This is a genomic window from Aeromicrobium sp. JP4 (assembly GCF_054957925.1).
The window spans coordinates 1026445-1051562 of sequence record NZ_CM143290.1; the positions used below are offsets into that span (position 1 = coordinate 1026445).

A 25118-nucleotide genomic window follows, 5' to 3' on the forward strand; every position below is an offset into this window, starting at 1 on the left:
AGCGTACGGGGCGGTCCCGCGGTCAGGCCCCGGCGTAGAACCCGTCGAGGACGTCGGAGTAGCGGTCCTCCACGACGCGCCGCTTCACCTTCATGCTCGGCGTGATCTCACCGGACTCGATCGACAGGTCGTGGTCCAGCACGGCCCACTTCTTGATCGTCTCCCACGGGTTGAGCTTGGCGTTGAGCTCCTCGATGTCCTGCGCGATCTGCTGCTGGATCCCCGGCGAGGAGACGATCTCCTGGTAGGACTTGCCCTCCATGCCGTGATTTGCGGCCCAGGCGTCGACCGCGTCGGGGTCGAGCGTGATGAGCGCCGAGCAGAACTTGCGGTCGTTCCCGTGGACCACCATCTGGCTGGCCAGCGGGCAGACCGCCTTGAACGCGCCCTCGATGTGCGACGGCGCGACGTACTTGCCGCCCGACGTCTTGAACAGGTCCTTCTTGCGGTCGGTGATGCGCAGGTAGCCGTCGGCGTCGAACTCGCCGATGTCGCCCGTGGCGAGCCAGCCGTCGTCGACCAGCGCGGAGGCGGACTCGGAGTCGAGGTTGTGGTAGCCGCGCATGACGCCGGGGCCCTTGATGAGGATCTCGCCGTCGGTCGCGATCTTGACCTCGGTGCCCGGGAAGGGTCGACCGACGGTGCCGATGCGGTAGTCGTCGGGGTGACCGACCACGGCACCGGCCGAGGTCTCGGTCAGGCCGTAGCCCTCGAGCACCAGGATGCCCGCGGCATGGAACCACTCGGCGATGTCGGTGGACAGCGCCGCGGCACCGGAGATGAAGAAGCGGACCCGGCCGCCGAAGCGGTCGCGGACCTTGGAGAAGACCAGCTTGTCGGCGACGGCGTGCTGCGCCTTGAGCGGCAGCGGCACGGGCTTGCCGGCCCGCTCGAGGCGCGACTTCTGCAGGCCGACGCGCTCGGCCCAGTGGAAGAGCTTGAGCTTGGCGCCACCCTCCTCCTCCATCATGCCGACGATGCGGCCGTAGGCCTTCTCGAAGATGCGCGGCGCGGCGCCCATGAAGGTGGGCCTCACGACGGCGAGGTTCTCCACGATCTTCGGCACGCGGCCGTCGACCGCGCACGGGAACCCGACGGCGAGCTGCGTCGTGAGCAGCACCTTGCCGAACGAGTGCGCCATGGGCAGCCAGCGGTATTCGAGGTCGTCGATCGTGAGCAGGCCCGGCGCGGCGACGGCGGCACCCTCGTAGGTCCAGCAGTCGTGGACGAGGCGGACGCCCTTGGGTCGTCCGGTGGTGCCTGACGTGTAGATCAGGGTGGCCAGCGACTCCGGTCCGGTCGCGGCGATGCGCTCCTGCACGACGCCCGGGTGGTCGGCGAGGTACTTCTCGCCCTGGGCGAGGAGGTCGTCGAGCGAGATCACCCAGTCGCCGTCGGTCTCGCCCTCGAAGGCGACGACCTTCATGACCTGCGGCAGCTCGGATCGGCCGTCGCGCAGCTTCGCGACCTGGGCGTCGTCCTCGGCGAACACGACGCGACTGTCGGAGTCGGACAGGATGTAGACGACGTCAGGAGTGACGGTGCTCGGGTAGACCGTGGTGGTCGCCGCGCCGGCGGAGTTGATCGCCAGGTCGGCCAGGATCCACTCGATGCGGGTGCCGGACGCGATCGCGACCCGCTCCTCGGGCTCGATGCCCAGCGCGACGAGGCCCGCCGCGAGCTTCGAGACCTGCTCGCCGGCCTGGTTCCAGGTCAGCGAGTGCCAGCTCTCGTCGGCATCGGGGTAGCGGAACGCCTCGCGAGGCCCGGAGGCCTCGACGCGGCCGAAGAACAACTCGCCGACGTTGCGAGCGCGGTTCTGGACGATCAAGAGCTGGTCGGCTTCGGAAACAGCCATTGGAGTTCTCCCAGGGACGGATGGCAAGCGTGTGATGCAGGTCACCCTATACGTGCGGAGGGCCCCGTTACCGCTCAGTCACGAAATCACCCCGGGCGCGGCACCGCCCACCCTGTGCGGGCAGCGGAGCGGCGGGCGAGCGGCTCAGCTCTGCTTGGTGTCGCCGGTGGAGAGCGCGGCGATGAAGGCCTCCTGGGGGACCTCGACGCGGCCGACCATCTTCATGCGCTTCTTGCCCTCCTTCTGCTTCTCCAGCAGCTTGCGCTTGCGGCTGATGTCGCCGCCGTAACACTTGGCGAGCACGTCCTTGCGGATCGCGCGGATGTTCTCGCGGGCGATGATCCGCGCGCCGATGGCGGCCTGGATCGGCACCTCGAACTGCTGGCGCGGGATGAGCTCCTTGAGCTTGCCGGCCAGGGCGACGCCGTACGAGTACGCGCTGTCGCGGTGCACGATCGCGCTGAAGGCGTCCACGGGCTCGCCCTGGAGCAGGATGTCGACCTTCACGAGGTCGGCGGCCTGCTCGCCGGACAGCTCGTAGTTGAGCGAGGCGTAGCCCTTCGTGCGCGACTTCAGCGCGTCGAAGAAGTCGAACATGATCTCGCCCATGGGCAGCGTGTAGCGGATCTCGACGCGGTCGTCGGAGAGGTAGTCCATGCCGCCGAGCTGGCCGCGCCGCGCCTGGCACAGCTCCATGATCGTGCCGATGTAGTCCGACGGCGCGAGGATCGTGGCGGACACGATGGGCTCGTAGACCTCGGAGATCTTGCCGGCGTTCGGGTACTCGCTCGGATTCGTGACGGTGTGCTCACTGCCGTCCTCGAGCTTCACCCGGTAGACGACGTTCGGCGCGGTCGAGATGAGGTCGAGGTTGAACTCGCGCTCGAGCCGCTCGCGCACGATCTCGAGGTGCAGCAGGCCCAGGAAGCCGATGCGGAAGCCGAAGCCGAGCGCGCCGGAGGACTCGGGCTCGTAGACGAGCGCGGCGTCGTTGAGCTGGAGCTTCTCCAGCGCGTCGCGCAGGGTGGCGAAGTCGTCGCCGTCGATCGGGTACAGGCCGGAGAACACCATCGGGTTCGGGTGCTGGTAGCCGCCCAGCGGCTCGGCGGCGGGCTTGGTGGCCGAGGTCACCGTGTCGCCCACGCGGCTCTGGCGGACCTCCTTCACCCCGGTGATGAGGTAGCCGACCTCGCCGACGCCGAGGTGGTCGGCCTTGACGGGCTCGGGGCTGATGACGCCGACCTCGAGCATCTCGTGCACCGCGCCGGTGGACATCATCTTGATCCGGTCGCGGTGGCTGAGCTTGCCGTCGATCACGCGGACGTAGGTGACGACGCCGCGGTACGTGTCGTAGACGGAGTCGAAGATCAGCGCGCGCGGCGGACCGTCGGGGTCGCCCTGGGGCGGCGGCACCTCGTCGACGATGAGGTTCAGCAGCGCCTCGACGCCCTGGCCCGTCTTGGCCGAGACGCGCAGCACGTCGTCGGGCTCGCCACCGATGATCCCGGCGATCTCCGCGGCGTACTTCTCCGGCTGCGCGCCGGGCAGGTCGATCTTGTTGAGCACGGGAATGATGTGCAGGTCCGCGTCCATCGCCAGGTAGAGGTTCGCCAGCGTCTGGGCCTCGATGCCCTGAGCGGCGTCGACCAGCAGGATCGCGCCCTCGCACGCCTCCAGGGACCGGCTCACCTCGTACGTGAAGTCCACGTGCCCGGGGGTGTCGATCATGTTGAGGATGTAGGTCGTGCCGTCGTCGTCACCGTCGGACTTGGTGAACGGCATCCGCACGGCCTGGCTCTTGATCGTGATGCCACGCTCGCGCTCGATGTCCATCCGGTCGAGGTACTGCGCGCGGGCGGCGCGCGCATCGACGACGCCGGTGAGCTGGAGCATCCGGTCGGCGAGGGTCGACTTGCCGTGGTCGATGTGCGCGATGATGCAGAAGTTCCGCAGCAGTTCGGGCGGAGTCGACCCCACGGTGGGGGCAGGAGTGGAGCGCGTCATGGTGAGGTCCATTGTCCACGACCCGGGCACAGGTCGTGACCAGCGATCATCGCCAGGCGTATGCGATGACGACGTTGACCACGACCAGGGCTGCGACGACGTGGCCCCAGGGGTTCGGGGCGGGCAGCTTCTGCTTCATGAACGCGAGCGCCGTGGCGACCGCCGCGATGACGAGCTTGACGCCGACCTTGGCGTTGTTCGGGTCGTGCACGGCCTCGCTGGCCGAGCCGATCCCGGTGAGCACGATGCCGATCACCAGGGCCGTGGCGACGGCGTGCGCCATGCCCTTGGGGACCCGCGGGGCGCGGAGCGACATGGCCCACAGGACGAGGGCCGCGACCCAGCACGCGATGTGGACCCAGACGAGGATGTCGTAGAAGAGCTGCACGACCCGAGCGTACGAGACGGAGCGGATTTGAGGACCGGGTGCTCCCGCTGGTAGCATTGACGATTGCGTGTCCAGCCCACCGTACGACGGGCTCGGACGCGACCAAGACTTCTCATCACCGGAACGACGAAAGAAAAGGTTTGCCGTGGCGAACATCAAGTCGCAGATCAAGCGCAACCGGCAGAACGAGGCCGCGCGCGAGCGCAACAAGTCCGTGCGCTCCGCGCTGAAGACCGCCGTTCGCCGCTTCCAGGAGGCCGTCGAGGCCGGCAACACCGACGAGGCCAAGACCCTCGCCGCCGACACCGCGAAGAAGCTCGACAAGGCTGCTTCCAAGGGTGTCATCCACAAGAACCAGGCCGCGAACCGCAAGTCCGCGATCGCCAAGAAGGCCGCCTCGCTCTGATCTTCACGACAACGCCCCGCACCTGATGGTGCGGGGCGTTTTCGCGTTGCCTACGACGTGCGGGCGCGAGCCACGGCGATGTCGATGATCATCCGCTCGACGGCGTGGCCGGGCTCGGCGGAGCCGCCCTTGACCTGCAGGTCGGCGTGGGCGACGGCGTCGAGCGCCTGGCGCAGCGAGGCCTCGCTCCAGCCGCGGGCGCTCTGGCGCAGCGAGCGAATCTTGAACGGCGGTGCGCCCACCTCGCGCGCCAGGTCGGCGTCGCGCAGGCCGGGATCGGCGGTGGCGACCCGGGCCAACTGGCGCAGCCCCGAGGCGAGCGCGGCGGTGATCAGCAGCGGGGCGACCTTGGCGGACTCGGCCCACCGCGCCCGCTCGAGCGCGAGGTCGAGCCGGCCGTCGAGGGCGGCGTCGGCGATCTCGTAGCCGCGGACCTCGGCTCGGCCGCCGAAGTAGCGGCCGACCACGGTGGCGTCGAGCCGCTCCCCCTCGGCCAGAGTGGTGACGAGCTGGTCGACCGCGGCCGCGAGCGACCGCAGGTCGGAGCCCACGGCCGCGACGAGCAGGGCGGCGCCCTCGTCGTCGATGGCGCGCCCTTGCGAGCGGGCCTCCTGACGCACCCACGCGATGAGGTCGCGCTCGTACTTCGGCGCCTGCTGGGCGACCTCGGAGACGGCTGCAGTCTTGCGCAGCTTGTCGAGCAGGCCCTTGCCCTTGGCTCCCCCGCCGTGCACGAGCACGACGGCGGTGTCGTCGGACGGCGACGCGGCGTACTGGAGCAGCTCTCCGGCGACCTGCTCGCCGAGATCCTGTAGATCCGTGAGGACCACCGCGGTGGCCTGGCTGAACAGCGAGGCGCTGGTGAGGGCCGTGAACTCGCCGGGAGCCAGGGCCGAGGCGGCCGTCTCGGCGATCTCGGCCTCGGGAGCGGCTTCGCGGACCTGGGCCACGGCCTGGCGCTTGGCGCGGTCGGAGAGGAACTCGGAGTTGCCGGTGACCAGCAGGATCTTGCCGAACGGGTTCGCCACGTCCCGAGAATAGGTCACCGGGCCGACACGACGAGGCGCCCGTCGCGATCGAGGACGGCGATCGTGCCGGAGGTGTCGGTGCGCCACACCGCGACCCGCTGACGCGCGAGGTCGTCGAGCACCGCGGAGGTCGGGTGCCCGTGCGGGTTGTCCGCCCCGACGCCGACCAGCGCGACCGACGGACCGACCCGTTCGAGCAGTCCCTCCCAGCGGTCTGCGCTGCCATGGTGCGCCACCTTGAGGACGTCGGCGGACAGGTCGGCGTTGAGCCGGCCGAGGCCACGCTGCGCCTCCTCCCCCAGGTCGCCGGTGAACAGGATCCGGTGTCCGCGCACGGTGGCCCGCACCACCACGCTCGCGTCGTTGCGCGCCTCGGGCGTCACACGGCCGGTGTCGGCCCGCGGCCAGAGCACCTCGAGGCCGACGTCACCCACCTTCACGTGCTGGCCCGCGAGCAGCCGGATCCGACGCGCGGCGGGCACCGAGGGACCGCCGGACGGGCCGTCGGCGAGCACGGCGACCTCACGGCCGCGCACCGCCCCACGCCAGCCGTCGACGTGGTCGGCGTCGCCGTGGGTGAACAGCAGCAGGGCGATGCGGTCGATCTCGAGCTCGGTCAGGCAGCGGCGGATGGGGCCGGGCTCCTGGCCGACGTCGATCACGATCGCCTCCCCCGGCGCTGTGGGCACGACGAACCCGTCGCCCTGCCCGACGTCGCACGCCACGACCACCACGTCGCGCGGCGGCCAGCCGGGGGTCGGCGTGCGCACGATCGCGATCAGCAGCCCGAGGGTCATGCCGACCGCGAGCGCAGGGCGGCGCAGCAGCCCCCACACGCCCCACCCGACCATCGGCGTGACGGGGATCAGCGTCCACCACGGCCAGGGCCACGTGATCGCGGCGCCCGGTGCGGAGGCACCGAGACGGGCCACCCGGACGATCACCGAGGCCGCCGCCCAGGCGACCGTGCCGGGCACCGGGGCGAGGGCGGGCGCCACGAGATCGATCAGTCCTGCGGCGAGTCCCGCGACCGTGGCCGGCGCGACCGCGGGCGCGACGACGATGTTCGCGAAGACGGCCACCATCGAGATCTCGCCGCTCAGCGACGTGACGACCGGGAGGCACGCGAGGTGTGCCGCGATCGGCACCGCCACGGCGGTGGCGACGGGCAGCGGGAGCCAGTGCAGCCGGCGGGTCAGCACCGGCGTGAGCGCGATGATGCCCGCCGTGGCCGAGACCGAGAGGACGAAGCCGGGCCGGGTGGCCAGCCACGGGTCCAGCACCACCAGCGCCACGACCGACCACGCCAGGGCTCGCAGTCCGGCACCGCGGCTGCCGACGAGGAGCCCCGCGAGGGCGACCGAGCCCATCACCGCCGCGCGCTGGACGCTGGGTTCGGGTCGCGCGACGACCACGAACGCCACGACGGTCAGCGCGCCGGCCACGAGCACGACGCGACGCGACGCCCCGACAGCGCGCAGGCCCAGCAGCACGATGCCCAGCACGATCGTCAGGTTCGCGCCGGACACAGCGAGCAGGTGGGTCAGGCCCGTGGTCGCGAACTCCTCACGCGTGCGGTCGGAGAGGCCCGACTCGTCCCCCGCGACGAGCGCGGGCACCAGCGCCGCGGCCTGGTCGTCGCGGTGGTCGACACCGTCACGGACGCCTTCGCGCACCACCTCGCTCCACCGCCACCACCACGGACCGGCGCCCGCCGGGCGCCAGTCGTGCACCCGCAGCACGGCCGCCTCGTCGCTGTCGTCCGAAGGCTGGAGCCCGGCACGGACCGTCAGCCGCGTCCCGGTGACGAAGCGCTCGGAACCCTCCACGAAGGCCGTCGCCCGGACCCGGACGCGCCAGGTCCGGCCGCGCGACTCCACGACGCGCACGGTCACCGGCACGACCGTCCCCGCGCGGCCGGCACCTGCGAACAGCCGCCCGTCCTCGCGGACGTGCACCTCCGCCCGCACCGTCGCCCCGCGCTCGGCCAGGTGGGTCACCGGGGAGGACTCGACGGCCGTCACGCGCCATCCGCACGTGGCCGCGACCACGACGAGGACCGCCGCGGGAAAGGCCAACAAGGGCCGGCGCCAGCCCCAGGCGAGCACCACCACGGCGACCACGGCCACGACGAGCGACGCAGCGACCGGGGCTCGGGTCAGAGCTGCTGCGGTCGCCCAGGCCGCGAGAGCGGCCGGGACGACGCGCAGGTCAGACCGAGACCCGGTCACGCAGGTCGGCCAGGGTCGCCTCGCCGATCCCCTTGACGTCCAGAAGGTCGTCGACGGAGCGGAACGGACCGTTCTCCTCGCGCCATGCGACGATCGCCTCGGCCGTCACCGGTCCGACGCCGGGCAGCGAGTCCAGAGCCACGAGGTCGGCGGAGTTGAGGTTCACGACAGCGTCCGCCGGCCCCGAAGCGCCCGAGGCTCCCCCGGCCGGCGCGGCGGCCGGGGCACCGACCACCACCTGCTCCCCGTCGGTGAGCACGCGAGCGAGGTTGAGGGACGCCGTGTCGACCTTGCCCTTGGTCCCGCCCGCGGCCTTGATCGCCTCGTGCACGCGCGACCCCGGCGGCAGCGTGACGATGCCGGGGCGGCGCACTCGGCCTGCGACGTCGACCACGAGCGTGCCCGCCGTGGCTCCCGCGGACGGCTCGCTGCCGGCGACCTCCACCCCCGAGGACGCCGGAACCGTGACCTCGTGGGGCCGCCCCGCCAGCAGCCACCACACGACGAGGACCGCCGCGGCGCCGCCCACGACGGCTGCGAACCGCACGTGGCCGGGCCGCAGCAGGCGTCGGGAGAGGTCGGGCCTGCGCCGTCGCCCGGGCGGTGGCCGGTCAGGATCGGGAAGCGTGGCGTCGAAGGTCGCGGCCAGCTCGGCGAGGCGCTGCCGTGCGACCTGGGCGCGGGTCTCGGGCGGGACGGGGGCCATGTCGCGACCCTAGGAACGCCCCGCGGGCGGCGGAACCACCTGCGCACGGCCTGTGGACCGCCGGTCCCGCGGCGGTGGTCCTGTGGACGGTCAGCGGGCGCTGACGGTGACCGCGATCATCCCGGGTCCGACGTGGGCCCCGATGTCGGCACCCACCTCGTCCACGCCGATCTCGGCGCGGTCCAGCCGCTGCGCGAGGGAGTGGGCCACCCCCACCGCCACCGGCTCGCTGGCCAGGTGCAGCACGCCGATGTCGTAGTCCCCGGGGTAGGTGCCCACCGTCTCGACGGCGAGCGTGACGAGTCGGGCCAGTGCCTTGGACGACGTGCGCACCTTCTCCAGCGGCGTCACCTCGCCGTCCTCCAGGGTGAGGATGGGCTTGACCGCCAGCGCGGACCCGATGAGCGCCGCGGCCCGGCCGATGCGGCCGCCGCGGCGCAGGTACTCCAGCGTGTCGACGTAGAGCAGGACGCGGGCCGAGCGGGCCGAGGCGACGGCGGCGGCCTCCACCTGCTCGGCGGTGCCGCCGGCGTCGCGCGCGCGGGCGGCGGCGCCCGCCGCGAACCCGGTGGCCAGTCCCGCCTGCATCGTGTCGACGACGCGGACGGGGACGTCGACCCGGTCGGCCGCGAGCCGGGCCGCGTCGACGGTGCCGGAGACCTTCGAGCTGATGTGGACCGACACGATCTCGTCGACGCCGGTGGACGCGAGGGCACGGTAGACGGCCTGGAACGTCTCGGGCGACGGCCGCGAGGTGCTCACCGGAACGGACTCGGTGAGCGCGTCGGCGATCATCTGGGACGTCACGTCGACGCCCTCGGTGTAGACCCGGGCGCCGATGATGACCGTGGTGGGCACGACCGTGATCCCCTCGCGTGCCGCGTCGTCGGGATCCAACGACGCGGTGGAGTCGGTCACGACGGCCACGGTCATGCCGAAACCCTACCCAGCGGGGTCGCGCCGGTCGTCAGTAGACGTCCTTGGCGTAGCGGCCCTCCTCGGCCAGCCCCGCGAGCCAGTCGCGCGCACCGTCCCGGGACAGGCCCCCGTGGCGCTCGGCCAGGTGCAGCAGCGTGGCCTCGACGTCCTTGGCCATGTGCACGCGATCGCCGCACACGTAGAGGTGGGCGCCCTCGTCGAGCCAGCGCCACAGCTCGGGGCCCTGCTCGCGCATCCGGTCCTGCACGTAGACCCGCCGGTCCTGGTCGCGCGAGAACGCCGTGTCGAGCCGCGTCAGCACGCCGTCGCGCCGCAGCGACTCGAGCTCGTCGCGGTAGAGGAAGTCCGAGCTCGCGTTCCGGTCGCCGAAGAACAGCCAGTTCGGACCGGGCTCGCCGGCGAGCGCCCGATGCTGGAGGAACCCGCGGAACGGCGCGATGCCCGTGCCGGGGCCGATCATGATGGCGGCTGCGTCCGGGTCGCCCGGCGGCCAGAAGTGGCGCTGGCGCTGCACGTGGATGCTGACGTCCTGCTCCCCCGCCCGGTCGGCGAGGTGGCTGGAGCAGATGCCGTGGCGCCACAGGCCGTGCACGCGGTGCCGGACGACCGAGACGGTCACCTGCACCTCACGCGGGTCCTCGAGCGGGCTGGACGAGATCGAGTACTGCCGTGGGGTGAGCGGGCCGAGGACGGTGAGCCACTGGTCGAGTCGCGCCAGCGTGGGGTGGTCGTGCAGCAGGTCGACGATCTGCCGCCCCCACGCCCACTCCTGCACCGCGAGCCGGTCGTCTGGGTCGGGCAGCCCACTGAGGCCGCCGCGATGGCGGTCGATGACCAGGCGCACGACGGCCGGGGTGATCGTGACCGGGTCGTACCGCTCGGCGAGCGCGTCGGCGAGGCGCACCGGCTCGCCGTCGGACTCCAGCAGGGCGTCGCCGTCCAGACCGGTGAGCGTCAGCCAGGCGTCCACGTAGGCCGGGTCCACGCGTGGCGCCACCGCGAGGGCGTCGCCCGGCTCGTACTCGAGCGTGCCCTCGGGGAGGTGGAAGCCGAACCGGCGCACCTCCTTGGACGACTCGGGAGTGGTCAGCAGCTCGTTGCGTGTCATCCGCGTGACCAGGGGCCGGTTGCGCCCGTACGCCGGGGTGTCGGGCTCGGCGACCGTGATCGTGTCGACGGCGCCCAGCGCCCGCCCGACGGAGTCGAGCCAGTCCGAGGCCGGCGCGTCGAAGGCCGGCTCGCAGTCGACGCGTGCGGCGAGGCGCTCGGCACCGAGGTCGGCCAGCCGCTCGTCGAGGCGCCGCCCGAACCCGCAGAAGTCGGCGTACGTGGAGTCGCCGAAGGCCAGCACGCTGTAGCGCAGGCCGGCGAGGCGTGGCGCGTCCGCGAGGAGGCGCCAGAACGCCGCCGCCTCCGTGGGCGGGTCGCCGTCACCGGTCGTGCTCGTGACGAACAGGACCGTGCCGGTGAGGTCCTCGGGACGGACGCCGGCGAGCGAGCGGTGGACGGCGGTGACGCCCCGTCCGGACAGGAGTCGGACCAGCTCCGGGGCGTGGTCCTCGACCCGGCCCGTCTGCGACGCGGTGAGGATCGTGACGTCGGCGGACGCCTCCTGTGCATCGGGCGCGACGGCGGCGAGCACCTCGGCGAACCACGCGCGAACCTCCGGCGCGACCGGCGCCGACGGAGGCAGCGTCGGCGCGCGGTGCGTCATCGCGGCCAGGTAGCCGGCGAGCCAGGCCGTCTCCAGCTCGGACGGCTCCGCGCCGGCCGGGGGCGCGACGGGCAGCCGGATCGGCGCGCGCTCCAGGCGCACGGCGCAGGCCTTGAACTCCGGTTGCAGCGAGTCGGGGTCGACCGCGTCGTTCGTGACCGCGTTGACCGCCAGCCCCTCCCCCGTCATCTCGCCCCAGTGCATCGGTGCGAAGCACGTGCCGGGCAGCACGCGGTCGGTGACGACGGCCGGCAGCACCGCCTCACCGCGCCGCGAGACGATCCGCACCGACGAGCCCTCGCCGATCCCGAGGACCGCGGCGTCGTCGGGGTGGACCTCGACGAAGGGGTCGGGGTTGAGCCGGTTGAGCCGCGGGACCTTGCCGGTCTTGGTCATCGTGTGCCACTGGTGCGGCAGCCGGCCGGTATTGAGCACCACGGGGAAGTCGTCGTCGGGCAGCTCGGCCGGCGGCAGGTGCGGCCGGGCATGGAACACGGCACGCCCGTCTGGCATCGGGAACGCGATCCCGCCGTCGCCGACGTAGCGAACGGGATTACGACGCTCTCCGCCCGGCGGGCACGGCCACTGCAGCGGGCCCTCCCGCAGACGCTCGTAGGTCGCTCCGCGCAGGTCGTACCCGGTGGTCGGGTTGGCGAACGCGCGGATCTCCTCGAACACCTCCTCGGCGCTGTCGAAGGCGAAGGCCTCCCCGAAGCCGAGCCGCGTCGCGATGTCCGCGATGAGCCTCCAGTCGGGGCGGGCGTCGCCCGGCGGCGGCCCGGCCGGCCGGCACAGGGTGAGGTTGCGCTCGGAGTTCACCATGACGCCCTCAGCCTCGGTCCAGAGCGCGGCCGGCAGCGCGACGTCGGCGTGGGTGAGCGTCTCGTTCTCGGCGTAGGCGTCCTGCACCACCACGAGGTCGGCCGCGGCGAGCCCCTCCAGGACGGTGGACCGGTTCGCGACGGAGTGCGCGGGGTTGGTGCAGATGATCCACGCGGCCCGCACGTCGCCGGCCGCCAGCTGCTCGAAGAGGTCGATCGTGCCGCGACCCACCTCGTCGCGGATCGTGCCGGGCGCCAGGCCCCACACGTCCTCGCAGAACGCACGGTCGGCGGCCGAGACCACCGAGCGCTGCCCCGGCAGGCCGGGACCCATGTAGCCCATCTCGCGGCCGCCCATCGCGTTCGGCTGGCCCGTCAGCGAGAAGGGGCCCGAGCCCGGACGGCAGATCGCTCCGGTCGCCAGGTGCAGGTTGCAGATCGCGTTGGTGTTCCAGGTGCCGTGCGTGGACTGGTTGAGGCCCATGGTCCAGCAGGTCATCCAGTCGCCCGCCTCGGCGATCCAGCCGGCGACCGTCCGCAGGTCGTCGGCGGCGATGCCGGTCGTGGCGGCGACGTTGTCGGGCGAGTAGTCGGCCAGCATCGCCTCGACGTCGTCCCAGCCGCGGGTGTGCCGGTCGACGAACTCGCGGTCGACGGCACCGGCCTCCACCAGCAGGTGCAGCAGGCCGTTGAGGAAGGCCAGGTCGGTGCCGGGTCGGATCTGGCAGAAGAGGTCGGCCTTCTCGGCGGTCGCCGTGCGCCGGGGATCGACGACGACGAGGCGCGCACCGGCCTTGACCCGCTCCATCATCCGCAGGAACAGGATCGGGTGGGCGTCGGCCATGTTCGAGCCGATCACCAGGAACAGGTCGGCGTGGTCGAAGTCGTCGTAGGAGCCGGGCGGGCCGTCGGCGCCCAGCGACTGCTTGTAACCGGTGCCCGCGCTGGCCATGCACAGCCGCGAGTTCGACTCGATGTTGACGGTGCGCAGGTAGCCCTTGGCGAGCTTGGTGGCGAGGTACTGAGCCTCCAGCGACATCTGGCCCGAGACGTAGAGGGCCACCGCGTCGGGTCCGTGCTCGTCGATCACGGCACGGAACCGGGTGGCGGCCTCGTCGAGTGCTGCCTCGATGCCGACCTCCACCCGCTCGGACCCACGGTCGGAGCGCACCGAGGCCTTCTCCATGCGTCCCGGGGCGGCGAGCAGGTCGGCGGTGGTGGCGCCCTTCGTGCAGAGCCGTCCGGCGTTGGCGGGGTGGCTCGCCGTGCCCACGGCACCGGTGACCCGCACGGTGTCGTGACGCCGCTCGACCTGGAGCGTCAGGCCGCACCCGACGCCGCAGTAGCCGCAGACGGTGTCGACCACCGTCACACCGCGGTCGCGAGGTCGTGGGCGCAGGCGGCGGCGTACCGCTCCAGCACGAGGGACACCAGCCGCTCGTCGGGCCGGCGCTCGTCGAGCAGGGGGGCCGTGACGACGTCGGCCCCGGCCCGGCCGAGAGCGTCGTGGAAGTGACCGGGCGCGAGCAGGTGGCTGGCGACCAGCACCCGCCGGCCCGGACGCCGCACGCCGGCAACGACGTCGGCCAGCGGCGTGCCGCAGTGGCCCACGTGGCCGAGCTCGACGCGGCGGCCGAGCCGGAACGACAGTTCGGCCGCCGTCGCGCGGAGGTCGGCCAGGGCCCGCGGATCGCTGGACGCCGAGGCGCCCAGCACCACGCTGTCGTCGGGTCGCAGGCCCTCGTCGTGCAGGCGCGACACGAGCGTCCGCGTGATGGCAGCGTGCGGCCCCAGCGGCGCGGCAGCGACGTGGCCGGGACGCCTCGCGACGACGCCCGCGATGTCGTGGTGCACGTGGTAGCCGGCCGAGAGCAGCAGCGGCACGACGACGGCCTCGCGGTCGGCCACCGACTCGGCGACCGTGGGGAGGGCCGGCTCCTGGACGTCGACCCACGTGTCGAGCACCTCCACGGAGGGCAGCGCGGTGCGCACGGCCTCGACGAGGGCGGCCACCGCGGCCGCTCCGCGGGCCGAGCGGGTGCCGTGACTGCAGGCGATCAGGACGGGCTGCGACGCGATCCTCATGCGATGTCCTCCCGGTGGAGCGGTTCGAGGCGGTAGCCGCGCTTGACGACGGTCTTGACGAGGCTGCGGTCGCCGAGGGCCTCCCGGAGGCGCCCGACGGCGACGTCGGCGGCGTGGTGGTCGTCGGTGGCGCGGGGCAGCACCGACAGCACCTGGTCGCGGGTGAAGACGGCGCCGGGGTCGGACGCCAGCAGCCGCAGGACGGCCAGCCCGGCGGGCGGGAGCGGCAGCACCGCATGGTCGACGGTGGCGGCGGTGGCGTGCAGGCGCAGCCGGCCGGTGGCGACGTCGACGCCGAGGTCGTCGCCACCGAAGTGCAGGACCACCGACCTCACGAGGGCGCCGAGACGCCCGCGATCGGGCACGAGCGGCTCGAAGCCCGCGACGACGAGGGGCTCGGCCGTGACCGGTCCGACGGCGGCGAGCACGAGCCGCCCCTCGCGCGCCAGCTCCAGCAGGGCGGCGCGCTTGCCGAGGTCGCGAACGACGGACAGCCAGGCGCTCGCGCCGGGGGCGGAGGTGAAGACGATCGCGTCGAAGCCGCCGCACGCGGCGTCGCGCACCGACCGCTCGACGGCCTCGGGGTCCGGCGGCGGGCCCCAGCGGTAGACCACGAGGGGCACCGTGGACGCGCCGGCCGCCGTGACCGCCGACTCCAGCCCGTCGTCGCCGGCGCCGTGGTGCTGCACCGCGATCCGCATCCCGTCGACGCCCTCGGCCACGAGGTACTCGGCCATCTCGCGCGACGTCTCGGACTCGGCGACCCAGTCCGCCACGAGTCCCGAGGCCTGGATGGCGCCCCGGGCCTTGGGCCCCCGCGCGACGATCCGCGCCGCCGCCAGGACCTCGAGCAGCGGCTCGAGCAGGTCGACCGACTCGGCCGTCTCCAGCCAGCTGCGGAACCCGATGCCGGTCGTGACGACCACGACGTCCGGTGGGTCGGCGATGAGCTCCTGCGTGCGCCGCACGAGCGTGTCCTCGTCGATGTGCGCCTCGACCCCGAGGGTCGCGGCGATGTGCACCTGCGCGCCACGTCGGACGAGCGCGCTGGCCAGGTCGGTGGCGCGGCGCTGGGCGGTGACGAGGATGCGGGTCCCGGCGAGCACCGGCCCGTGAGGGGTCACGCCTCGCCCCGTCTCAGCCACACGACGTCGTCGACCACCCGCACGTCCCAGTGGCCCAGCGAGACCTCCGGGTCGTCGAGGCAGACGCCGGTGCGCAGGTCGAACACCTGCTTGTGCAGGGGCGACGCGACCGTGGGCACGTCGCCCCGCGACCCGACGAGACCGCGGGCGATGACGTTCGAGCCCGTGAACGGATCGCGGTGGCCCACCGCGAGGATCTCGCCGTCACCGAGGCGGAAGAGCGCCACCTGCTCGCCGTTCACCAGCGCCGCCGCGCCGCGGTCGACCCAGAGGCGGTCGATCGTGCACACCGCCGTCCACGCGCTCTCCGACACCGCCGCCGCGCTCATGTCACTGCCTCCGTCCGCACGGGCAGCGTGCCGCCGGCGATGACGACGGGGTCGGCGGGCCGGCGCTGGCCCCGCTCCTCGACGTAGGACAGGTCGGGATCGGGAGTGTCCGGCGCGTTGACGAAGGAGCCGAACTGGGCCAGCTTCTCCGGGTCGGCCAGGGTCTGCGCCCACTCGTCGGCGTAGTTCTCGACGTGCTCGGCCATCTGCGCGTCCAGCTCCTCCCCGATGCCCAGCGAGTCGTGCAGGACGACGTCACGCACGTGCTCGATGCCGCCCTCGATCGACTCGATCCAGGGCGCCGTCCGCTGCAGCCGGTCGGCCGTGCGCACGTAGTAGAGCAGGAATCGGTCGATGGCCCGGATCAGCTCCTCGGTGGTGAGATCCTCCGCGAAGAGCTGCGCGTGGCGGGGCGTGAAGCCGCCGTTGCCGCCGACGTACATGTTCCAGCCGTGGTCGGTGGCGATCACGCCGACGTCCTTGCCTCGGGCCTCGGCACACTCGCGGGCGCAGCCCGAGACGCCGAGCTTGATCTTGTGCGGCGAGCGCAGGCCGCGGTAGCGCAGCTCGAGCTCGACGGCCAGGCCGACGGAGTCCTGCACGCCGTACCGGCACCAGGTCTGGCCGACGCACGACTTCACGGTGCGCAGGCTCTTGCCGTACGCGTGACCCGACTCGAAGCCTGCGTCCACGAGACGCTTCCAGATCGCCGGCAGCTGGTCGATGCGAGCGCCGAAGAGGTCGATCCGCTGGCCGCCGGTGATCTTCGTGTAGAGCCCGAAGTCGGCGGCGACCTGACCGATGACGATGAGCCCCTCGGGCGTGACCTCGCCGCCGGGGATGCGCGGCACGACCGAGTAGGTGCCGTCCTTCTGCAGGTTCGCCATGACGTGGTCGTTGGTGTCCTGCAGGCGCGCGTTCTCGCGGTCCAGCACGTGGCCGCGACCCAGCGTCGACAGGATCGAGGCGGCGACGGGGCGGCAGATGTCGCAGCCCTGGCCGCGGCCGTGCTTGGCGATCAGCTCGCTGAAGGAGCCGATGCCGGTCATGCGGGCGACCTCGTACAGCTCGGCGCGGCTCAGGTCGAAGTGCTCGCACAGCGCGTTGCTGACGGCGATGCCCTGCGACTCGAGCTCGGCGTTGACGATCTGCTTCACCAGCGGCACGCACGAGCCGCAGCTGGTGCCGGCCTTCGTGCACGCCTTCACGCCGGCGAGGTCGGTGCACTCACCGCCGCTGATCGCGCACCGGATCGAGCCGGCCGACACGTTGTTGCAGGAGCAGACGGTGGCCGTGTCGGGCAGCGCGCCCGTGGAGGGCGGCTCGACGCCGTCGGGCATGAGCCAGGCCGCGGGATCGCTGCCGAGCTCGGCGTCGACCATCGGGCGCAGGCTCGTGTAGGCCGAGGCGTCGCCGACGAGCATGCCGCCGAGCAGCGTGGAGGCGTCGTCGCTCATCACGAGCTTCTTGTAGACGCCGGCGAGCGGGTCGGCGTAGACCACCTCGAGGCTGCCGCCCTTCGCGGCGAAGGCGTCGCCGAAGCTGGCGACGTCGACGCCCATCAGCTTGAGCTTGGTGGACAGGTCGGCGCCGGTGAAGGCGGCCGAGCCACCGAGCAGCCGGTCGGCCACGACCTCCGCCATCGTGTAGCCCGGGCCCACCAGGCCCCAGACGCGGTCGGCGATGCAGGCGACCTCGCCGATGGCCCAGATGTGCTCGTCGCTGGTGCGGCAGGCCGGGTCGGCCATGACACCACCGCGCGGGTGCACCTCGAGCCCGGCCTCGCGGGCGAGCTCGTCGCGGGGCCGCACGCCGGTGGCGAAGACGACGACGTCGGCCGGGATGGTCTCGCCGTCGGCGAAGGTCATCCGGCCGACCTTCTTCGTGCCGCGACCGGTGCGCACGGACTTCGTCGCGGTGGAGGTGCGCACCTCGACGCCGAGGCCCTCGATGAGGCGGCGCAGCGCCTGTCCCCCGGCGAGGTCGAGCTGCACGGGCATGAGGCGGTCGGCGAACTCGACGACCGTGCACTCCGCACCCAGCTCGCGCAGGGCGCCGGCGGCCTCGAGGCCCAGCAGGCCGCCGCCGATGACGACGCCACGGGCCGGGTGACCGAGCTGCTCGCCGCGGTCACGCACCCAGGTGCGCAGCTCGGTGACGTCGTCGACCGTGCGGTAGACGAAGCAGCCCGGCAGGTCGGCACCGTCGATCGGCGGCACCGCGGCGTACGAGCCGGTGGCCAGCACGAGCTCGTCGTAGTGCTCCTCGCGACCGTGCACCGTGACCGTGCGGGACTCACGGTCGATGCCCCTGACCTGGGCATGACGGTGCAGGCGGACGCCCGGCGTGCGCCACAGGCCCTGGTCGCCGAGCAGCAGGTCGTCGGGGTCGGCGACCGTGAAGAAGGAGGTGAGCGCCACGCGGTCGTACGGCGGGCGGCTCTCCTCCCCGAACACGTCGATGTCCCACTGCGCGGTGGCGCCGCGCTCGACGAGTGCCTCGACCAGGCGGCGCGCGACCATGCCGGCGCCGACGACGATGAGTCTCTTGCGTGTCATGCATCCAGCCTCGGTGCCGCAGGTTTCCGACCCGAGATGTGGATGTAACAAACAATGACATCGGTCTCACACCCGGACGGGACGGCCTGTGAGGAGAACGTTCCCGCCCGGTTACCCGAAGGAGCGCGTGGGTGAAATGCGGCGTTCCTAGCGTCGTGGCGTCCGACCCGACCCGCGTCAGGAGTCCTGATGACCACCGTGAAGACCGACCTGCAGACCTCGACACTCGTCCACCGCCCCGGCCGCTGGATCGACGGCTGGAACCCCGAGGACACCGACCAGTGGGAGGGCGAGGGACGCGCGATCGCCCGCCGCAATCTCGCCGTCTCGGTCTTCGCCGAGTTCTTCGGCTTCATGATGCTCGGTGTGTGGAGCGTGGTGGTGCCCAACCTCGGCGCGGCCGGCTTCGCCTACACGACCGACCAGCTCTACTGGCTGATCGCCCTGCCCGGACTCACCGGCGCGGCCATGCGCGTGCTCTACACGTTCATGGTCCCGGTGTTCGGCGGGCGCAACTGGACGGTGATCTCGGCACTGCTGCTGCTCATCCCCTCGCTCGGGCTGGCGTGGGCCGTCAGCGACCCGACGACCTCGTTCGGCGTCATGCTCCTGGTGGCGTCGCTCGCGGGTCTCGGCGGTGGCAACTTCGCCTCGTCGATGGTCAACATCTCGTTCTTCTACCCGCAGCGCGAGAAGGGCAAGGCGCTCGGCATCAACGCCGCCGGCGGCAACCTCGGCACCGGCATCGTGCAGCTGGTCGTGCCGCTCATCATCACGTCGGGCGCGGGCATCGCGCTCGAGCGCGCCGGCCTGATCTTCGTGCCCGCCGCGATCCTGTCGGCGCTCGCGGCGTTCGTGCTCATGAACAACCTGTCGAACGCGAAGTCGGACCTGCGCAGCTACGCGCTCGCCGTGAAGAACCACCACACCTGGGTGATCTCGTTCCTGTACATCGGCACGTTCGGCTCGTTCCTGGGCTTCTCGCTGACGTTCCCCACGCTCATGAAGGCGATGCACCCGGACGTGCCGATCGCGGTGGCGTTCCTCGGCGCGGCCACCGGCGCCCTGACCCGGCCCTTCGGCGGTGCGCTGGCCGACCGGTTCGGCGGCACCCGCGTGACGATGGGCTCGTACCTGGCCATGGGCGTCGGCGTCGTCGGTCTGGTGCTCACCGTCGAGGAGGCCGGCTTCGGGCTCTTCCTGGGACTGTTCCTGCTGCTGTTCGCCGCCGCGGGCATCGGCAACGGCTCGGTCTACCGGATGATCCCGATCGCGTTCCTCATCGGCGCCGACGACGACGCCGCGAAGGCGCGCGCGCACCGGGCGGCGGCCGGCTGCATCGGCATCGCGGGCGCCGTCGGTGCCCTGGGCTCGTTCTTCGTCCCCCGGACGTTCGCCGAGCTGGGCATCACCGGCGGCCTGTGGGCCTTCGCCGGGGTGTACGCCGTGATGCTGGTCGTGGCCTGGGGCGTCTACGCCCGGCCCGGCACCGAGACGGCCGCGGCGCGGGTCTGAGGCGGTCGGATCACCCGGTGGTGACGTCGCGGCGCCGGAACGCCCACAGGCCCACCGCCACGAGGGCCGCCGCCAGGACGATCTCGACCAGCGCCGGGACCGGGTCGAACCTTTCGACCGGCACCTCGGGCAGGTGCGTGAACGGCGAGAGCGAGTCGACCCAGTCCGGCAGCCGCAGCGTCTCTCCGAGCATGACATGGAGGGCGACGAACGCCACGACCGCCCACGCCAGCAGGGCGCGGTGCGGCCACAGCCCGAAGAGGGCGACGGCGAGCGCGGCCACGACGAGCACGCCCGGCAGGTAGCTCACCTGCCCGCCCACCTGCTCCACGATCCGGTCCCACTCCCCCAGGCCGACCGCGTAGCCCACGGCGAGGCCCAGACCCATCAGCAGCGAGAGGAGCAGTGCACCGACGAACGCGACCGAGACGGCGGCGGCCATCCACGAGACCCGCCGGACACCGGTGGCCAGCACCAGCTCCGCGCGGCCGGACTCCTCCTCCGCGCGGAGCCGGAGCACCGACGTGACCGCGAAGCCGCAGGAGACGACCGCCATGAACAGGAAGATGTAGCGCAGGAACGCGTCGATGAGCTGCTCCTCGACGTCGGGTGAGGCTCCGATGACCTCGGCGATGTCGGGGTTCGAGGCGACCAGGTCCGGGATGGTCGGGATGACCGCGCCGTAGAGGAGTCCGAGTGCCGTCACTCCGATGGCCCAGCCGATGACCAGCCCACGCTGGAGGCGAAGGGCCAGGCCCAGCGGCGTGCTGAGGAACCGGGACGCGCGCGGCCGCCCGGGGCGATCCGGCAGCACGCCACCCGCGAAGTCGCGACGGACGGTGAGCCGGCCAGCCACGACGAGCAGCGCGGCCGTCAGCAGCACCAGGGGCACGGCAGGCCACCACTGCTCGTCGCCGAAGGCGTCCATGCGCTGCGCCCACCCGAAGGGCGAGGCCCAGACGAGTGCGTTGTCCTGCATCGCTCCCAGGCCCCGGACCAGGTAGCCCACCGCGATCGCCGCCCCGGTCAGCGCGAGGGCGCCCCGCGCCGACGTCGAGATCTGCACGGCGACCAGCGTGACGGCGACGTAGGCGAGTCCGAGCAGCGTCAGGCCCGCGCCGTAGGTCAGGCTGCCCACGGGATCCAGGTCCACCGCGAGCATCGCGACGGTCGTGACGAGGCCGATCAGGAGCGCCGCCGACACGCCGTACAGCAGACCCGCGAGCGTCGCGGCGTGGCGGCCCACCACCGTCGAGCGGACCAGCTCGGCACGACCGGTCTCCTCCTCGGCCCGGGTGTGGCGCACCACCAGGAACATCACCATGAGGCAGATGCCCAGCTGCGCGACCTGTGAGATCTCGTTGGCGACGATGCCGCCGAGGGTGTCGATCCCGGCCTGGCGACCGGACATGAGGAAGCTGACCGGACTCGCCCCGACCGCGCTCGCGTACCCGGCGATCTTCTCGGGGGTGTCGTAGATCGACGGGACGGCCACCGCGCTGGCCGCGATCGTGCCTCCGAGGCCGATGATCCACAGCGGCAGGATGAGCCGGCACGTCGCAGGACGAGCCTGACGAGATGTCGAGTCCCCGTGAAGGGGGAGCTCACGACGTCACCTCCTCGCCGTACTGACGCAGGAAGAGCTCCTCCAGCGTCGGCGGATGGGCCGCGAGCGAGAGCACGCCGAGGGGTGCCAGCGCCTGCACGGCGTCGTCGAGGTGGGCCGATTCGACGTCGAACGTGACCCGCGTGCCGTCGAACCGGGGATGGTGCACCCCCTCCACCTCCGCGATGAGCGCGGCGGGCCGCGCGGTTTCCGCGATGACCGTCGTCCGGGTCAGGTGCCGGAGCTCGGCGAGCGAGCCGCTCTGCACCACGCGACCGGCCCGGATGATGCTGATCCGGTCGGACAGCGCCTCCGCCTCGGCGAGGATGTGCGAGCTGAGCAGCACGGTGGCGCCCTCGCCCTTCAGCTCGAGCACGGCCCGCTGGAACTCCGCCTCCATGAGGGGATCGAGCCCGGACGTCGGCTCGTCCAGCAGGTACAGCTCGGCCCGGCTCGCCAGGGCGGCGATCAGCGCCACCTTCTGCCGGTTCCCCTTGGAGTAGGTGCGGTTCTTCTTGCTGGGATCGAACTCGAACCGATCGATCATCTCTGCACGACGCGCCTCGTCCAGGCCGCCGCGCATCCGCGCGAGCACGTCGATGACCTCGCCGCCGGTGAGGCCGGGCCACAGGGCCACGTCGCCGGGAACGTACGCGATCCGGCGGTGGAGCTCCGCCGCCTCGTCCCACGGGTCTCCACCGAGCAGCCTCGCCGTGCCGGAATCGGCCTTCAGCAGCCCGAGGAGGACACGGATCGTGGTCGACTTGCCCGCGCCGTTCGGCCCCAGGAAGCCATGGACCTCCCCGACCTCGACCGACAGATCGACACCGTCCAGGGCGCGCACGGCACCGAAGGTCTTGACGACGTTGCTCAGCTCGATGGCGGTCACCCGCTCATCGTGGCACGCGAGAGTCCTCCTCCAGCAGGCTCAGACGACGACGCTGACCAGCTTCGGCGCGCGGACGATGACCTTGCGGATCTCCTGGTCGCCGATGGTGCGCACGACGTTGGGCTCGGCCAGCGCGAGGGCCGTGAGGTCCTCGTCGCTGATGTCGGCGGGGACCTCCAGCTTGCCGCGGACCTTGCCCTGGATCTGCACGACGCACGTGACCAGGTCCTCGACGAGGTACTGCTCGTCGGCGACGGGCCAGGCCTCGTACGTGAGCGTCTCCTCGTGGCCCAGGCGGGACCACAGCTCCTCGGCCAGGTGCGGGGCGACGGGCGCCAGCATCAGCACGAGCGGCTCGAGGACCGACCGCGAGCGCACCGACTCCTTGGTGAGGTGGTTCGTCAGCTCGATGAGCTTGGCGATCGCGGTGTTGAACCGCAGCTCGCCCATGTCCTCGGTGACGCCGGCGATCGCCTGGTGCAGCGCACGCAGCGCCGCGGTGTCGGGCTCGGTGTCGTCGGCGACGACCTCGCCGGTCTCCTCGTCGACGACGAGGCGCCAGACGCGCTGCAGGAAGCGCTGCGCACCCACCACGGCGCGGGTCTCCCACGGACGCGAGACGTCCAGCGGGCCCATGCTCATCTCGTACACGCGGAACGTGTCGGCGCCGTAGGCGTCGTACATGTCGTCGGGCGTGACGATGTTCTTGAGGCTCTTGCCCATCTTCCCGTACTCGCGGTTGACCGCCCGGCCCTCGAAGAACCAGCCGCCGTCGCGCTCCTCGACCTCGTCGGCCGGAACGTAGGTGCCCCGCTCGTCGGTGAAGGCGTACGCCTGGATGTAGCCCTGGTTGAACAGGCGGTGGAACGGCTCCTCGCTGCTGACGTGACCGAGGTCGAACATCGCCTTGTGCCAGAAGCGCGCGTAGAGCAGGTGCAGGACGGCGTGCTCGACGCCGCCGACGTACAGGTCGACACCGCCGGTGCCGCCGGGCGTCTTCGGACCGAGCCAGTAGCGCTCGTTCGTCGGGTCGGCGAGCACCTCGCTGTTGTGGGGATCGGTGTAGCGCAGCTCGTACCAGCTGGAGCCCGCCCAGTTCGGCATCGTGTTGGTCTCGCGGCGGTACCGCTTCGGGCCGTCGCCGAGGTCGAGCTCGACCTCGACCCACTCGGGCACGCGCGCCAGCGGCGGCTCGGGCTCGCTCTCGGCGTCGTCGGGCTCGAACGTCTTGGGCGAGTAGTCGGGCACCTCGGGCAGCTCGACCGGCAGCATCGAGTCGGGCAGCGCGATCGCGTGGCCGGCCTCGTCGTAGACGATCGGGAACGGCTCGCCCCAGTAGCGCTGACGGCTGAACAGCCAGTCGCGCAGGCGGTAGGTGGTGGTGCCCTCGCCGAGGCCGCGCTGCTCCAGCCACGCGATGATCGCGACCTTCGCATCGTCGACGGCCAGGCCGTCCAGGATGACGCCCTCGTCGCCGAAGACGTCGGTGTTGTCGGAGTTGATCGCGACGCCCGCGCCGGTCCACGGCAGGACCTCGTCCTCGGGCGCCTGCACGACCGGGACGATCCGCAGGCTCAGCTCGGTGGCGAACTCGAAGTCGCGAGCGTCGTGGCCGGGGACGGCCATGATGGCTCCGGTGCCGTAGCCCATCAGGACGTAGTCGGCGACGAACACCGGGACGGCCTCGCCGTTCACCGGGTTGGTCGCGAAGGAGCCGGTGAAGACGCCGGTCTTCTCCTTGTTCTCCTGGCGCTCGACGTCGGACTTCGCCGCGGCGGTGCGCCGGTACCGGTCGATCGCCGAGACGGGGTCGGGGGCTCCGGCGGTCCAGCGCTCGTCGACGGCCTCGGGCCACGTCTCGGCGGCCAGCTCGTCGACCAGCGGGTGCTCGGGCGCCAGCACCACGTAGGTCGCGCCGAATAGCGTGTCGGGACGGGTCGTGAACACCTCGATGGGGCCGGCGGCGGACTCGAAGCGCACCTTCGCTCCGTGCGAGCGGCCGATCCAGTTGCGCTGCATGAGCTTGACCGGCTCGGGCCAGTCGACCCGGTCGAGGTCGTCGATCAGGCGGTCGGCGTAGGCCGTGATCCGCATCTTCCACTGGCGCAGGCTGCGCTTGAAGACGGGGAAGTTGCCACGTTCGCTGCGACCGTCGGCGGTGACCTCCTCGTTCGCCAGCACGGTGCCCAGGCCCGGGCACCAGTTCACGGGCGACTCGCTGATGTAGGCCAGGCGGTGCTGGTCGATGACCTCGGGGTCGTCGGTGCCCAGCACCTGGATCAGCTCGGCGATGGGCCGGGCCTTGCCCTGCTCGGGGTCGTACCAGGAGTTGAAGATCTGCAGGAAGATCCACTGCGTCCAGCGCATGAACTCGGGCTCGATCGTGGCGAACGAGCGGCGCTCGTCGTGGGCCAGACCGAGGCGGCGCAGCTGGCGCCGCATGTTCGCGATGTTCTCCAGCGTCGTCTCGCGCGGGTGGCGGCCGGTCTGGACGGCGTAGATCTCGGCGGGCAGGCCGAACGCGTCGTAGCCCAGCGCGTGCAGCACGTTGTCGCCCTGCATGCGGCGGAAGCGGCCGACGACGTCGGTGGCGATGTAGCCCAGCGGGTGACCGACGTGCAGGCCCGCGCCCGAGGGGTACGGGAACATGTCCATCAGGAAGTACTTGGAGCCGCCCGCGTTGTGCCGGCCGTCGTCGGCGGCGAGGTCGCCGACCGGGTTCGGCGCCTCGAAGGTGCCCTCGGCCTCCCAGCGGTCCTGCCACGCGGTCTCGATGCGGCCGGCGTACTCGCTGGTGTACCGGTGCGCCGCAGTGTCGGGTGCCGCACCCTCCGGGGTCTGGTAGTTCACCGGTCAACACTATCCGGCGACCGGACCCACCCGGCGCACCGGCGGT

17 protein-coding genes are annotated in these 25118 nt (G+C 72.2%); 2 read left to right on the forward strand and 15 right to left on the reverse strand.

The window, feature by feature from the left end; genetic code table 11:
* Positions 1-22: 22 nt before the first annotated feature.
* From ACY1JX_RS05050 to ACY1JX_RS05060, 3 genes are all read right to left on the reverse strand, one after another.
* The gene (locus ACY1JX_RS05050) at positions 23-1858 is read right to left on the reverse strand and encodes an AMP-dependent synthetase/ligase (RefSeq protein WP_462565406.1); all 1836 of its coding nucleotides are present in this window, start codon (positions 1856-1858) and stop codon (positions 23-25) included.
* Between the two features lie 144 nt (positions 1859-2002).
* Positions 2003-3862: a translation elongation factor 4 gene (gene lepA / locus ACY1JX_RS05055; RefSeq protein WP_181755285.1), complete on the reverse strand. Its 1860-nt coding sequence runs from the start codon at positions 3860-3862 to the stop codon at positions 2003-2005.
* Between the two features lie 46 nt (positions 3863-3908).
* Complete coding sequence (locus ACY1JX_RS05060) at positions 3909-4250, reverse strand: hypothetical protein (RefSeq protein WP_078698621.1); 342 nt, start codon at positions 4248-4250, stop codon at positions 3909-3911.
* Positions 4251-4395: 145 nt separating this feature from the next.
* On the opposite strand from ACY1JX_RS05060, the gene rpsT reads away from it, so the two are divergent.
* The gene (rpsT, locus tag ACY1JX_RS05065; RefSeq protein ID WP_078698622.1) at positions 4396-4656 is read left to right on the forward strand and encodes a 30S ribosomal protein S20; all 261 of its coding nucleotides are present in this window, start codon (positions 4396-4398) and stop codon (positions 4654-4656) included.
* A gap of 50 nt (positions 4657-4706) precedes the next feature.
* On the opposite strand, the gene holA is transcribed toward rpsT, so the two are convergent.
* The 9 genes from holA to nirB form a co-directional block, all read right to left on the reverse strand.
* Positions 4707-5684: a DNA polymerase III subunit delta gene (gene holA / locus ACY1JX_RS05070; protein WP_462565407.1), complete on the reverse strand. Its 978-nt coding sequence runs from the start codon at positions 5682-5684 to the stop codon at positions 4707-4709.
* Between the two features lie 14 nt (positions 5685-5698).
* The gene (locus ACY1JX_RS05075; protein ID WP_462565408.1) at positions 5699-7915 is read right to left on the reverse strand and encodes a ComEC/Rec2 family competence protein; all 2217 of its coding nucleotides are present in this window, start codon (positions 7913-7915) and stop codon (positions 5699-5701) included.
* A complete protein-coding gene (locus ACY1JX_RS05080) occupies positions 7896-8621 on the reverse strand; it encodes a helix-hairpin-helix domain-containing protein (protein ID WP_462565409.1) in 726 nt (241 codons plus the stop codon). The genes ACY1JX_RS05075 and ACY1JX_RS05080 overlap by 20 nt, the downstream gene beginning before the upstream one ends.
* Positions 8622-8711: 90 nt before the next feature.
* Positions 8712-9554: a DegV family protein gene (locus ACY1JX_RS05085; RefSeq protein WP_462565410.1), complete on the reverse strand. Its 843-nt coding sequence runs from the start codon at positions 9552-9554 to the stop codon at positions 8712-8714.
* A 34-nt stretch (positions 9555-9588) separates the two neighbouring features.
* On the reverse strand, positions 9589-13461 hold the full coding sequence (locus ACY1JX_RS05090; RefSeq protein WP_462565411.1) for a molybdopterin-dependent oxidoreductase: 3873 nt from the start codon (positions 13459-13461) through the stop codon (positions 9589-9591).
* Between the two features lie 2 nt (positions 13462-13463).
* Positions 13464-14180: a sirohydrochlorin chelatase gene (locus ACY1JX_RS05095; protein ID WP_462565412.1), complete on the reverse strand. Its 717-nt coding sequence runs from the start codon at positions 14178-14180 to the stop codon at positions 13464-13466.
* Complete coding sequence (locus ACY1JX_RS05100) at positions 14177-15304, reverse strand: uroporphyrinogen-III synthase (RefSeq protein WP_462565413.1); 1128 nt, start codon at positions 15302-15304, stop codon at positions 14177-14179. The genes ACY1JX_RS05095 and ACY1JX_RS05100 overlap by 4 nt, the downstream gene beginning before the upstream one ends.
* On the reverse strand, positions 15301-15654 hold the full coding sequence (gene nirD / locus ACY1JX_RS05105; RefSeq protein WP_462565414.1) for a nitrite reductase small subunit NirD: 354 nt from the start codon (positions 15652-15654) through the stop codon (positions 15301-15303). The genes ACY1JX_RS05100 and nirD overlap by 4 nt, the downstream gene beginning before the upstream one ends.
* The gene (gene nirB / locus ACY1JX_RS05110) at positions 15651-18212 is read right to left on the reverse strand and encodes a nitrite reductase large subunit NirB (protein WP_462565415.1); all 2562 of its coding nucleotides are present in this window, start codon (positions 18210-18212) and stop codon (positions 15651-15653) included. The genes nirD and nirB overlap by 4 nt, the downstream gene beginning before the upstream one ends.
* Positions 18213-18401: 189 nt before the next feature.
* On the opposite strand from nirB, the gene ACY1JX_RS05115 reads away from it, so the two are divergent.
* Positions 18402-19727 carry an MFS transporter gene (locus ACY1JX_RS05115; protein WP_462565416.1) on the forward strand — a complete coding sequence of 442 codons (1326 nt, stop codon included), beginning with the start codon at positions 18402-18404 and terminating at the stop codon, positions 19725-19727.
* A gap of 10 nt (positions 19728-19737) precedes the next feature.
* Here ACY1JX_RS05115 and ACY1JX_RS05120 read toward each other — a convergent pair whose 3' ends face one another.
* From ACY1JX_RS05120 to leuS, 3 genes are all read right to left on the reverse strand, one after another.
* Positions 19738-21222 (reverse strand): ABC transporter permease, encoded by a 1485-nt coding sequence (locus ACY1JX_RS05120; protein ID WP_462565417.1) that lies wholly within the window; start codon positions 21220-21222, stop codon positions 19738-19740.
* Positions 21223-21331: 109 nt separating this feature from the next.
* On the reverse strand, positions 21332-22222 hold the full coding sequence (locus tag ACY1JX_RS05125) for an ABC transporter ATP-binding protein (RefSeq protein ID WP_462565418.1): 891 nt from the start codon (positions 22220-22222) through the stop codon (positions 21332-21334).
* Positions 22223-22261: 39 nt separating this feature from the next.
* Positions 22262-25072 carry a leucine--tRNA ligase gene (gene leuS, locus ACY1JX_RS05130; RefSeq protein WP_462565419.1) on the reverse strand — a complete coding sequence of 937 codons (2811 nt, stop codon included), beginning with the start codon at positions 25070-25072 and terminating at the stop codon, positions 22262-22264.
* Positions 25073-25118 lie beyond the last annotated feature (46 nt).